The sequence below is a fragment of the Sphingopyxis sp. genome (assembly GCF_035250425.1).
GTDB lineage: Bacteria > Pseudomonadota > Alphaproteobacteria > Sphingomonadales > Sphingomonadaceae > Sphingopyxis.
The window spans coordinates 1-11,017 of record NZ_DATFFD010000069.1 but is presented as its reverse complement, the minus strand read 5'-3'; the positions used below and the strand labels follow the sequence as shown (position 1 = coordinate 11,017).

The 11,017-nt window shown below is 66.0% G+C and carries 15 protein-coding genes; 6 read left to right on the top strand and 9 right to left on the bottom strand.

Features of this window, described 5'->3' with window-relative positions:
* A partial coding sequence (locus VJ811_RS04350) for a hypothetical protein (RefSeq protein WP_324071055.1) occupies positions 1-1,009 on the top strand: 1,009 nt, incomplete at its 5' end.
* Here VJ811_RS04350 and VJ811_RS04345 read toward each other — a convergent pair.
* From VJ811_RS04345 to eno, 7 genes are all read right to left on the bottom strand, one after another.
* A complete protein-coding gene (locus tag VJ811_RS04345) occupies positions 987-1,334 on the bottom strand; it encodes a DUF2794 domain-containing protein (RefSeq protein WP_324071054.1) in 348 nt (115 codons plus the stop codon). The two genes, VJ811_RS04350 and VJ811_RS04345, sit on opposite strands and share 23 nt — an antisense overlap.
* A complete protein-coding gene (cysE, locus tag VJ811_RS04340; protein WP_324071053.1) occupies positions 1,334-2,050 on the bottom strand; it encodes a serine O-acetyltransferase in 717 nt (238 codons plus the stop codon). Before cysE ends, VJ811_RS04345 begins: the two co-directional genes overlap by 1 nt.
* Positions 2,051-2,132: 82 nt before the next feature.
* Positions 2,133-2,732: a hypothetical protein gene (locus VJ811_RS04335; RefSeq protein ID WP_324071052.1), complete on the bottom strand. Its 600-nt coding sequence runs from the start codon at positions 2,730-2,732 to the stop codon at positions 2,133-2,135.
* Positions 2,733-2,760: 28 nt separating this feature from the next.
* Positions 2,761-4,176, bottom strand: coding sequence for a pyruvate dehydrogenase complex E1 component subunit beta (locus tag VJ811_RS04330; protein ID WP_324071051.1), 1,416 nt, complete (start codon positions 4,174-4,176; stop codon positions 2,761-2,763).
* 1 nt (position 4,177) lies between these two features.
* Positions 4,178-5,248, bottom strand: coding sequence for a pyruvate dehydrogenase (acetyl-transferring) E1 component subunit alpha (gene pdhA / locus VJ811_RS04325; protein ID WP_324071050.1), 1,071 nt, complete (start codon positions 5,246-5,248; stop codon positions 4,178-4,180).
* Positions 5,249-5,502: 254 nt separating this feature from the next.
* Complete coding sequence (locus tag VJ811_RS04320; protein ID WP_324071049.1) at positions 5,503-5,829, bottom strand: FtsB family cell division protein; 327 nt, start codon at positions 5,827-5,829, stop codon at positions 5,503-5,505.
* Between the two features lie 69 nt (positions 5,830-5,898).
* Positions 5,899-7,173, bottom strand: a complete 1,275-nt coding sequence (eno, locus tag VJ811_RS04315; protein ID WP_324071048.1) for a phosphopyruvate hydratase — start codon at positions 7,171-7,173, stop codon at positions 5,899-5,901.
* Between the two features lie 203 nt (positions 7,174-7,376).
* On the opposite strand from eno, the gene VJ811_RS04310 reads away from it, so the two are divergent.
* From VJ811_RS04310 to VJ811_RS04290, 5 genes are all read left to right on the top strand, one after another.
* Entirely contained in the window at positions 7,377-7,925 is a 549-nt protein-coding gene (locus VJ811_RS04310) for a hypothetical protein (RefSeq protein ID WP_324071047.1), read from the top strand.
* A gap of 7 nt (positions 7,926-7,932) precedes the next feature.
* Complete coding sequence (locus tag VJ811_RS04305; protein WP_324071046.1) at positions 7,933-8,397, top strand: hypothetical protein; 465 nt, start codon at positions 7,933-7,935, stop codon at positions 8,395-8,397.
* A gap of 28 nt (positions 8,398-8,425) precedes the next feature.
* Positions 8,426-8,770 carry a hypothetical protein gene (locus VJ811_RS04300; RefSeq protein ID WP_324071045.1) on the top strand — a complete coding sequence of 115 codons (345 nt, stop codon included), beginning with the start codon at positions 8,426-8,428 and terminating at the stop codon, positions 8,768-8,770.
* Complete coding sequence (locus VJ811_RS04295; RefSeq protein ID WP_235211888.1) at positions 8,751-9,122, top strand: hypothetical protein; 372 nt, start codon at positions 8,751-8,753, stop codon at positions 9,120-9,122. Before VJ811_RS04300 ends, VJ811_RS04295 begins: the two co-directional genes overlap by 20 nt.
* A gap of 81 nt (positions 9,123-9,203) precedes the next feature.
* Positions 9,204-9,419, top strand: a complete 216-nt coding sequence (locus VJ811_RS04290; RefSeq protein ID WP_324071044.1) for a DUF4170 domain-containing protein — start codon at positions 9,204-9,206, stop codon at positions 9,417-9,419.
* A 130-nt stretch (positions 9,420-9,549) separates the two neighbouring features.
* Here VJ811_RS04290 and VJ811_RS04285 read toward each other — a convergent pair whose 3' ends face one another.
* Both VJ811_RS04285 and VJ811_RS04280 read right to left on the bottom strand, forming a co-directional pair.
* A complete protein-coding gene (locus tag VJ811_RS04285; RefSeq protein ID WP_324071043.1) occupies positions 9,550-9,828 on the bottom strand; it encodes an ETC complex I subunit in 279 nt (92 codons plus the stop codon).
* A 66-nt stretch (positions 9,829-9,894) separates the two neighbouring features.
* On the bottom strand, positions 9,895-11,017 hold a 1,123-nt coding region (locus tag VJ811_RS04280), incomplete at its 5' end, for an ATP-dependent helicase C-terminal domain-containing protein (RefSeq protein WP_324071042.1).

The window sequence follows — 11,017 nt, the reverse complement described above, 5'->3', positions numbered from 1 at the left end:
GGCTTTCCGGTCGCATATCGCATCGGTGCGCGCCGCCCCCGGAGCGGATGAGGAATCATTCCGCCTTATCACCGGCTTCAACGATATTTTCGTCAGCATCGCGGCGGTGATCCTGCTCGTCGCGGTCGGCTGGATCGGCGCATCGATCCATACCGCGCTCGGCGGCGCGTTCGTTGCCGCCTCGGCGTGGTTCCTCGCCGAATATTTCACCCGTAAACGCCGCATGGCATTGCCCAGCATCGTGTTCGTCCTCGCCTTTGCGGGCGGCGTCTTTGCGACGATGGTCGGTTTCCTCGTCGAACATGGCGAATCGATCTTTGGCAGGGATCCCGGCGAAACGACCGGCGCGATCCTTATCGGCGCGATGGCGCTTGTGACCGCCGGCGCGACCTGGGCGCACTGGAAGCGTTTCATGGTGCCGATCACCGTCGCCGCCGGAACCGCCGCGCTCGCCGCCACCGCGGTCGCGCTCGTGCTGGCTATCACCGGAATGCCCAGCCCCGACGGCACACTGCCGATGGTGCTCGTGCTGATCGCCGGGCTCGGCGTGTTCACGCTCGCCATGTGGTGGGACCGCAGCGACCGGGTGCGCCAGACGCGCCGCAGCGACGTTGCCTTCTGGCTCCACCTGCTCGCCGCGCCGATGATCGCGCATCCGATCTTCCACCTGCTCGGCGTGACGCGCGGCGACGACATCGGCAGCGCCGCGGCGGTGATGGTGATCGGCGTCTATATAGTGTTCGGGTTGATCGCGCTCGCGATCGACCGCCGCGCCTTGCTCGTCTCCGCCCTCGCCTATGTGCTGTTCGCGATGACGCAGTTGTTCAACACTTTCGGCGCGGTCGAGCTCAATGTCGCGCTGACGGCATTCGTGATCGGATCGGCGCTGTTGCTGCTCTCGGCCTTCTGGCAAAATGCGCGCGCGGTGGTGGTCGGCTTCCTGCCCGACAATCTCGCGAACCAGCTGCCCGCGACGGTGCGAACGGTCAGTCCGATACCAGCTTCATAAGCTTGCGTTCGACGGGGGCGAGTATATTGGCCAGCTCGTCCCCGCGCTTCAAGATCGCCCCGGCTTCGGAGACAAGGGACCACATGCCCTGCCGGCTCCGCAAGGCGGGGCGTTTTTCTATGCGATATTCGGGGCGCTCGGCGGCGCGGCGAAAGGCCGAGAAGATCGCGGCGTCGCGGTGGAAATCCATCGCATAATCGCGCCAGTGACCCGCAGCGACCATCCGGCCGTAAAGGTCGAGGATGCGCATGAGTTCGGGGCGCTCGAAGCCGGTCTGCTGCGGTGCCGTCCTGGTCGCGAACGGCAGGGGCGTTACCGTCCCCATCAGGCGCCGGTCCGGCTCCCTTTGCGCCGCGGCGCCTCATCCTCGGCCGCGAGCTCGCGTTCGTCGAGCAACGCCTTCAGCTGCTTCTGCAACTGGTCGAGCTGACATTGCAGCAATTCGACCTTCTGCGTCGCGGGGTCGAAGGTTTCGCTGCACGGCGTGCCATAGGGCACGAACTCACGCGCATATTCGCTGGCGTCGAGCAGGGTCGAGCGCGCCGGGATGCCGACCATCACCGCGCCTTCGGGCACGTCCTTGGTCACCACCGCGTTGGCGCCGACGCGCGCGCGCGCGTGGACCGTGACCGGGCCGAGGATCTGCGCGCCCGATCCGACGATCACATCATCAGCCAGCGTCGGATGGCGCTTGCCGCCTATGCCGTTCGCGGGGTCGGTGCCGCCCAGCGTCACGCCCTGATAGATCGAGACATTGTCGCCGATCTCGGCGGTCTCGCCGATGACGACGCCAAAACCGTGATCGATGAACAGATGCTCGCCGATTTGCGCGCCAGGATGGATGTCGATCGCGGTCAGGAAGCGCGACAGATGATTGATGAAGCGCGCGAGGAAGAACAGCCGCGCCTCGAACAGCCAGTGCGCGATGCGGTGCATGCCGACCGCCAGCAGACCCGGATAAAGCAGAATTTCCCAGCGCGACCGTGGCGCCGGATCGCGCGCCTTGATCGAATCGAGATAGGCGATCAGCCCGTTGAACATTCAATGTCCCCTGCGACCCTATTTGTACCGGACAAGATAGATGTTCGGGCGCGGCATTTCCACCCCCGGCGCATTTTTATCGTCAGCGGCCGAACAGGCCGAGGCGCAGCAGGAGCATAGCTTCGCTGCGCAAATGCCGCTCGCCATCGTGGCTCGCGATCAGGCCGGCCCAGCGGTCGAGCATCAGGAGCGACCGGTTTCCGCCAAAAATCCTGCGCGATGGTGCGCCCAGCGCCTTTGCATGATCGAGCAGATCGCGGGCTTCGGCCTCGCTTTCCTCGACACCCGCGCCCCAGACCAAACCCCAGCGCTTTCCGCCAGCTTCGCCGCCGCCGGACAGCGCAAAGAGGTGTCCGCCAAAGCTTTCGGAGACCGCGCGCCGTTCGTCGTCGCTCCCGGCGAGCAGCATCGCTTCGGCGGCATCGACCAATGCATCGAGGCCGCTTTGCCCCGCCCACGTCGCCTGAAGCTCGGCGAGCAGCGGCTCGCCCTTCGGCAGCGCGCCCGGATCGCTGGCGATCAGCCCCGCCATGTCGCGCCACCAGGCAAGCTTGATTTGCCCGATCAGCGGCTCGCGCGCATCGAGCAGCAGTTTGGTCAGCCGTGCGGCCAATCCCCAAAGCGCCGACAGGGCCGCGCGCCGCGCGTGCGGTACGGAGACCAGCACGCGCGGGTCGCGCATATCGGGGTAGAAAGCCGCCCCTGGGTCGTCAGGCGCGATTGCGGACCGCCTTCACCGCCGCCACGACGCGCGGCGTATCGATCAGCGCCATCTTTTCGAGATTATGCGCATAGGGCAGCGGCACATCCTCGTTGCACACGCGCATCACCGGCGCGTCGAGGTCGTCGAAGCCATGCTCCATCGCGACCATCGCGAGTTCGCTGGCGATCGAACAGACCGGCCAGCCTTCCTCGACGATGACGAGGTGGTTCGTCTTCTTGAGGCTGGCGAGCACGGTCGCGGTGTCGAGCGGGCGCAGCGTGCGCAGGTCGATGACCTCGGCGTCGATGCCCTCGCCCGCCAGCTCGTCGGCGGCTTCGAGCGCGAGCCCGACGCCGATCGAGTAACTGACGATGGTGACATCGCTTCCCTGCCGCATGATCCGCGCCTTGCCGATCGGCAGGACGAAATCATCGACCTCGGGCACGTCGAAGCTGCGGCCGTAGAGCAGTTCGTTCTCGAGGAAGACGACGGGATCCTCGGTGCGGATCGCCGCCTTCATCAGCCCCTTGGCATCGGCGGCGTCATAGGGCGCGATCACGATCAGGCCGGGGACGCTGGCGTACCAGGGCGCGAAATTCTGGCTGTGCTGCGCGCCGACGCGCGCCGCGGCGCCATTGGGGCCGCGGAACACGATCGGGCAGCGCATCTGGCCGCCCGACATATAGTTGGTCTTCGCGGCCGAATTGATGATGTGATCAATCGCCTGCATTGCGAAATTGAAGGTCATGAACTCGATGATCGGCTTCAATCCGCCCATCGCCGCGCCCGCGCCGAGACCGGCAAAGCCATATTCGGTGATCGGCGTATCGACGACACGGCTAGCACCGAATTCCTGGAGCAGCCCCTGCGTGACCTTGTACGCGCCCTGATATTCGGCGACTTCCTCGCCCATCACGAAGACGCGGTCGTCCTTGCGCATTTCCTCGGCCATCGCGTCGCGCAAAGCTTCGCGGACGGTCAGGCGGACCATGGCGGTGCCTTCGGGGATTGCGGGATCCGATGCGCGTTCGGCGGGAGCCGCCTTCTCCGTCGCCCCCGCGGAGGCGGGGGCCGCTGGAGTTGGAGCAGCTTCGCTAGCGGCCCCCGCCTGCGCGGGGGCGACGCCTTTTTGTTCATCGGCGGCTGGCGCGGCAGCAGGCGCCGGCGCCGCAGCCTCCTCGCCCTCGCCCGTGATCGTCGCGATCACGGTGCCGACCTTCACATTGTCGGTGCCCTCGGCGACCAGGATCTGGCCGATCGTGCCTTCATCGATCGCTTCAAATTCCATCGTCGCCTTGTCGGTTTCGATCTCGGCGAGAATGTCGCCCGACTTGACCGTGTCGCCTTCCTTGACGAGCCACTTGGCGAGCGTGCCTTCTTCCATCGTCGGCGACAGTGCCGGCATTTTCAATTCGATGGCCATCTCAATATTGCTCCACCAGCACGTCGGTATAAAGTTCATGAAGTTCGGGTTCGGGCGCGCTTTCCGCAAAGTCGGCGGACTCGGCCACGATCGCGCGGATTTCCTTGTCGATTTCCTTGAACTTGTCTTCGCTGATGCCCGCATCGGCCATCAGCTTCTTCAGATGTTCGATCGAATCGCTCTTGTCGCGCACCGCCTGCACTTCCTCGCGGCTGCGATATTTGGCGGGGTCGGACATCGAGTGGCCGCGGTAGCGATAGGTTTTGAGCTCCATCAGCACCGGCCCCTTGCCCGCGCGCACCCATTCGAGCGCCGTCTCGGCCGCACCGCGCACCGCGAGCACGTCCATACCGTCGACCTGCATCCCCGGAATGCGGAAGCTTTCGCCGCGGCGATAGAGCTGGTCCTCGGCCGACGAGCGGTTGACCGAGGTGCCCATCGCGTACTGGTTATTCTCGATCACGAAGATGATCGGCAGCTTCCACAGCTCGGCCATGTTGAAGCTTTCATAGACCTGGCCCTGGTTCGACGCGCCGTCGCCGAAATAGGCCATCGCCACGCCGCCGTCGCCGCGATATTTGTGCGCGAAGGCGAGGCCCGTGCCGAGTGACACCTGCGCTCCGACGATGCCGTGACCGCCGTAAAATTTATGCTCGACGCTGAACATGTGCATCGAACCGCCCTTGCCCTTCGAGATGCCAGCCTGGCGCCCCGTCAGTTCGGCCATGATGACCTTGGGGTCGATGCCGTAGGCGAGCATGTGGCCATGGTCGCGGTAGCCGGTGATCACACTGTCCTTGTCGCCGTCGAGCGCCGATTGCAGGCCGACCGCGACGGCCTCCTGACCGATGTAGAGGTGGCAGAAACCGCCGATCAGGCCGAGGCCGTAAAGCTGCCCCGCCTTTTCTTCGAAGCGGCGGATGAGCAGCATCTCGCGATAGAATTTTTCCAGCTCTTCGGGCGTCGCGTCATAGGGGACGGGCTCGCGCGGTTGCTCGCGGTTGCTCGCGGCGGCCGGGGTGGATGCAGTCTTTTTTGGCGCGGGGGAGGTGCGCGCGGGTGCTTTGGCCAAGGCGGGTTCCTTTGCAGTTAGCCGTTACGGCAAGCGCTCCCTATAGGAGAGCCGCGCGGCACTTGGCAACGCCCACCATGGGCGGGTGGGATGCCAACTTACGTATGCAGCAAATCTAAGCCCCTCCCCTTCAGGGGAGGGGTTGGGGTGGGGTCTGTCGCGGTAGCGCGAGGCCGTTAGACCCCACCCGCTGCGACTAGGGAGCAAGCTCCCAAGTCTCGCTGCCCTCCCCTAAAGGGTAGGGATTGGCTAGCTCAGCGCTTCGCGTCGGGTTCCATCGGAATGATCACCTCGTCGGGGTGATAGGCGCCAAGCTTCTCGCGGACATATTCCTCGGCCAGATCGGGATCGACGCGGCGCCGGTCGAGCAGGTTGACGCGGTTCTGCAACTCGGTCTGCCTTTTGGCCAGCTCGCTCAGGATCACGCGCTGCTTCTCGACCGACTGGCCATAATCGCCCCAGGCGTAAAGCCCCGTCGGACCGAAAATAATGTAGCCGATCATCGCCAGCACCACCATCACCGCGATGGCAGGACCGGCGGCCCGGTGCATCGATTTGCGGAATTTGTGGCGCTGCGTCATTCCGGCCCTTGAATCAGAGTTGATTCGCGGCGTCAAGGCGGCAGGCCACAGTTTTCCGCAGCTTTGCGATCAGCCGAAAATCGAAGCCCCCGGGTAACGCGCCATGTCGCCCAGCTCTTCTTCGATGCGGATCAGTTGGTTGTACTTGGCGAGCCGGTCCGAGCGCGCAAGGCTGCCCGTCTTGATCTGGCCGCAGTTCGTCGCGACCGCGAGGTCGGCGATCGTCGAATCCTCGGTTTCGCCCGAGCGGTGCGACATGACGGCGGTGTAACGCGCGCGGTGCGCCATATCGACCGCGTCGAGCGTTTCACTGAGCGTGCCGATCTGATTGACCTTGACGAGCAGCGAGTTGGCGAGGCCGTCCTTGATCCCCTGCTCCAGCCGCAGCGGGTTGGTGACGAACAAATCGTCGCCGACGAGCTGGCATTTGTCGCCGACGAGGTCGGTGAGCGCCTTCCAGCCCACAAAATCATCTTCGCTCATGCCGTCCTCGATCGACTTGATCGGATAGTCTTTCACGAGCGCGGCGAGATATTCGGCCATCTGTTCGGGGCTCAATGAAAGCCCCTCGCCGCTGATCTCATATTTGCCGTTCTTGAAGAATTCGGTCGCGGCACAATCGAGCGCGAGCACGACGTCAGTGCCGAGCTTGAAGCCCGCCTGATCGACCGACGCGGCGATGAAGTCCAATGCGGCGCGCGTCGAGGCGAGGTTCGGGGCGAAGCCGCCTTCGTCGCCGACCGCGGTCGCGAGCCCCTTGGCCGACAGACCCTTCTTCAGCGTGTGGAAAATCTCGCTGCCCCAGCGCACCGCTTCGGCGATGCTGCCGGCGCCGACGGGCATGATCATGAATTCCTGCACATCGATCGGATTGTCGGCATGCTCGCCGCCGTTGATGATGTTCATCATCGGAACGGGAAGCGTGCGGGCCGAAACGCCGCCGACATAACGATAGAGCGGCAGGCCGCGCGCGTCGGCCGCGGCCTTCGCGGCGGCGAGGCTGACGCCGAGGATCGCGTTGGCGCCGAGGCGGCTCTTGTTCGGCGTGCCGTCGAGGTCGATCATCGCCTGATCGAGTTCGCGCTGGTCCTCGGCATCGAGGCCGATCAGCGCTTCGGCTATGTCGCCGTTCACAGCCGCGACCGCCTTGATCACGCCCTTGCCGAGATAGCGGCTCTTGTCGCCGTCGCGCAGCTCGACGGCTTCGTGCGCGCCGGTCGACGCGCCCGAGGGCACCGCGGCGCGGCCGAAGCTGCCGTCTTCCAGCAGCACATCGACTTCGACGGTCGGGTTGCCGCGGCTGTCGAGGATTTCGCGGCCGTGGATGTCGATGATGGCGGTCATGGAATTTGTCCTGCTGAAGCCCTGTCGGCAGGGCGTTGGGAAAGGCGCCCGCCTGTTATCGGCGGCTTTGCGGTAACGCAATACGCATAGGAATTTTGCACGCCTATGGAACCATTGCCCGCGCCTTGCTATATATTGAGGCAGGACCAAAAAGGGATGCCCGCCGACGCGGCGCCCGCATAAAGAAGAAGAGGACAAAGCCGATGGCCAAAGCCGCTACTCCCGCGACCAAGAAAGTTGCCGCTCCCCGTCCCAAGGCGCCCGCGAAGGCCGCCGCCACCAAGGCCGCGCCCGCGCGCAAGCCCGCCGCCAAAAAGTCGAACGGCAAGGATCACCCGATCCGCGACCAGATCGCCGCAACGCGCGACACCATCAAATCCGAAGCGTCGAAGAAGGCCGCCTCGCTGAAAAGCGAAGCGACGACGCTGGCCAACCAGGCGTCGGCCAAGGCGCGCGACGCCGCGACCAAGGGCAAGGACAAGGCCGCCGAAGCCGTCGGCAGCCTCGCCAAGCTGCTCGAGGACAGCGCCGGCACCGTCGACAGCAAGTTCGGCAAGCAATATGGCGACTATGCCCGATCGGCGGCATCGACCGTCGCCGGTCTTGCGACGACGCTCGACAAGAAGGATCTCGACGAGCTCGCCGCCTCGACCCGCGACATGGTCAAGAAGAACCCGGCGATCGCCGTCGGCGCCGCCACGGTGATCGGCTTCGTGCTCGCCCGCATGCTCAAGGGCAGCTCGAACGATTGACAGGGCGTTGGCATCTTCCGATCCGAATACCTCGCCGGCGCCCGATGCGCGCAGCTTTGACGGCGTAAGCCACGGCTATGCGCCGGGCGGCCGCCCGGTCACGCCGCCGCCCGTTCCGCTCGAAAAGATTGTCGGCGACGTCGTCGACAATCTCTCGGCGACGGCAAGGGCGGAGCTTGCGCTGATCGAGGCGCGCGGCGAGCTGGCGCTGCACGGCGTCAGCTGGACCGCGGCATGGGGCACGATTGCGGCGTGCGCGCTCGGCATCGCGATGCTCGCGCTCGCCTTTGGCGCGATCCTCGCGCTCGCGCCGCACATCGGGCCGTTCGTCGCGACCTTGATCGTCGTCGCCGTCTTGCTCGCCCTCGCCGCATTTGCCGGATGGCGCGCGCAGCTCAGCTATGGCGACATTCGCACCGCGCTCCGCCGCGACCTGACGAACGAAGGGATCGACGATGCCGCGGACGCGTAATAGCCTGATCGCCGCCGCGCGCCGCTCGATGCTCCAGCGCGCCGAACTGCACCGCCGGCTCGACGTCGCGCGCGCGGCACTCAAACCCAGTGCGCTCGTCGATCGTGGAAAGTACCGGATCGGCGAGACGGTCGACGACGCGGCCCATGCGGTGCAGGAGCAATTTCGCAACAACCGCCTGCCGATCGCGATCGCCGCGGCGGCGGGCGTCGTCTGGCTGCTGCGCGAACCGATCAAGGAACATGCGCCGCGCCTGGTGCAAAGGATTCAGGACCTGGCGACCGGCGTCGCCGATCTTTTTCGTTCCGCCGACGATCCGGCGAACGAGGATGAAAACGGAATAGTGGAGGAAGATGATGAAGCCGTTCGGTGAAACCGCCCGCGAGACGCGTGCAAAAGCGAGTGAACTTGCGGAGAAAACCGCCGAAAATGCGCGGCTGACCGCCGAGGCGGCGAAGGCGCGCATCCAGGACGGCTATGGCCGCGCGCGCGCCGCGACCGAAGACCTCGCTGCCAAGGCGAGCGAACAGGCCGGCGTTGCCCGCGAAGCCGCCGGCGAGGTCTATGAAAAGGGCAAGGCGCAGGCGAAGCGCGCGAACAGCAAGCTCAAGGACGCCGCCGAGAAACAGCCGCTGGCGCTCGTCGCCGGCGCGGTCGCGATCGGCGCGCTGCTCGGTTCGCTGCTGCCGAAGTCCGGTTCGGGGGACCGCAAGGGCGAGGATTGAGCCGCACTTGCCGTAAGGGCAAAGCGCTGATAGGGGGCGCGGCTTCTCCCCTACCCGCGTTTATCCGCAAGGAAAGCAGCCATGAGCAAATTGCATCTCGTGTTCGGCGGACGCGTCGCCGATCCGCAGGGTCTCGACTTTACCGACCTGCACAATCTCGACGTCGTCGGCCTCTACCCCGATTATAAGTCGGCCGAAAAAGCGTGGCGCAGCGCCGCGCAGCGCACCGTCGACGATGCCGAAATGAAATATGTCGTCGTCCACCTGCACAAGCTGTTGCAGCCCGACGCGGATTAACGACCGAAACGCCGCCCCCGCGAACCCCGCGAAGGGCGTTTCAGAGTCGCGTGCCTCTGAACGCGGCCGCAATCGGCCTTACAGAACGTCTCCAGCGGCCCCCGCCTTCGCGGGGGCGACGTTTATGAGCTTACCGGAAATTGTCGGCGTAAGCCTGAATCTTCAGGCGGCGCTCGGGGGTCGCGGTAACTTCGACCTCGATCCCATTCTTCTCGGCATAGGCCACTGCCTCTTCCTGGCTCGCAAAACCCAGACGCAATTGGCGCTGCGTGTCGCCACTGCCCGCCCAGCCCATCAGCGGATCGGCCTTGCGCGCTTCGGCGGGGGCAAATTCCAGCACCCAGCGCTGCGTCCCGGCACGCCCCGATTGCATCGCATTCTTGGGCTTCTGGAAGATACGCGCTTTCATTGGGGTCGTCCTATACTGGTGCCTGTGCCGCCGCCTTAGCGCCAAGCAAGGTCAACGAAAAGAGGCCTATTGCGCATCGCGCCGCGCCTGCGCCGCTTTGGTCATCAAGCTTGGCCGCGCGCTCGCCGGATCGTCGGGCCAATTATGCTTGGGATAGCGGCCGCGCATCTCGCGCGCCACATCGTGCCAGCTGCCGCTCCAGAATGAGACGAGGTCGCGCGTCGTCTGGATCGGGCGGTGCGCGGGCGAGGTCAGCGCGAGCACGAGCGGCACGGGGGGATCGCCGATCGTCGGATGGCGTGCGAGCCCGAACAGCTCCTGCACGCGGACGCTCACCGTCGGCCCGCCGTCGGCGCCATAATCGATCGGATGCCGGCTGCCGACGGGCGTCGTATAATTGGCGGGCGCGTGTTTTTCGAGCAACTGACGCGCCGGCCAATCGAGCGTCGCCATCAGCGCGTCGGTCAGCTTGCGGTCGCCGATGTCGCGGAGGCCGCGGCAGCCACCGAGCAACGGCTCCAGCCAGAGCTCGAGACTGTCGGCCAGCGCCCCGGTCGAAAGCACGTCGATCCCCGCATAGGAGGCGCGCTGGCGCAGCGCCTGCGCCGCCGGCCCCCAGCCGATCAGTCCCAATCCTTTGCTGCGCACCGCCGCCATGCGCACAGCGATATCGTCCTCGGCGTTTTCGTTGCGCCCCGCCTGCCCGCTCGTCAGCGCGATCGCACCAAGCCGCCGTTCGCGGCGATGATCGACGCGGTCGTTCGCGCTGTCATAGCTGCTCGCCGAATGCTGGGCGATGCGGTCGGCGAAGAGCGCTTCGACTTCGGCCTGCCCGATCGGCGCCGCGGCAAGGATGCGCACCCCTGCGGCATGCCCCTGCGCGTCGGCGATCGCGAGCCATTCGCTGCCCGCGAGCGGGTCGACGGCATCGATGCGATAGGCGCGGCCGCCGACGCTGAGATATTCGCCGCGCTGCCCTGCCCGCTGGCGCGCGACGCGGTCGGGCCAGGCGGTCGCGATCCAGCCGCCGATCGAGCGCGGTTCGACATCGCCCGTACCCGCCGCCAGCGTCTCGCCGATCGTCGCAAGACGGCGTGCGAGCCGCCACGCGCCTTCGCTGCGTTCGCCCTGCTGCCCGCGCCAGCGCCCGAGCCGCGCCTCGACATCGACGCCGCGCCCACCGAGCCCG

Coding starts and splice junctions, on each gene's coding strand:
- VJ811_RS04300 (WP_324071045.1), top strand. CDS start 8,426: ATGCTCCAGCGCGCCGAACTGCACCGCCGGCTCGACGTCGCGCGCGCG.
- VJ811_RS04335 (WP_324071052.1), bottom strand. CDS start 2,732: ATGCGCGACCCGCGCGTGCTGGTCTCCGTACCGCACGCGCGGCGCGCG.
- eno (WP_324071048.1), bottom strand. CDS start 7,173: ATGACCGCCATCATCGACATCCACGGCCGCGAAATCCTCGACAGCCGC.
- VJ811_RS04295 (WP_235211888.1), top strand. CDS start 8,751: ATGATGAAGCCGTTCGGTGAAACCGCCCGCGAGACGCGTGCAAAAGCG.
- VJ811_RS04285 (WP_324071043.1), bottom strand. CDS start 9,828: ATGAAAGCGCGTATCTTCCAGAAGCCCAAGAATGCGATGCAATCGGGG.
- VJ811_RS04320 (WP_324071049.1), bottom strand. CDS start 5,829: ATGACGCAGCGCCACAAATTCCGCAAATCGATGCACCGGGCCGCCGGT.
- VJ811_RS04330 (WP_324071051.1), bottom strand. CDS start 4,176: ATGGCCATCGAATTGAAAATGCCGGCACTGTCGCCGACGATGGAAGAA.
- VJ811_RS04345 (WP_324071054.1), bottom strand. CDS start 1,334: ATGGGGACGGTAACGCCCCTGCCGTTCGCGACCAGGACGGCACCGCAG.
- cysE (WP_324071053.1), bottom strand. CDS start 2,050: ATGTTCAACGGGCTGATCGCCTATCTCGATTCGATCAAGGCGCGCGAT.
- VJ811_RS04310 (WP_324071047.1), top strand. CDS start 7,377: ATGGCCAAAGCCGCTACTCCCGCGACCAAGAAAGTTGCCGCTCCCCGT.
- VJ811_RS04290 (WP_324071044.1), top strand. CDS start 9,204: ATGAGCAAATTGCATCTCGTGTTCGGCGGACGCGTCGCCGATCCGCAG.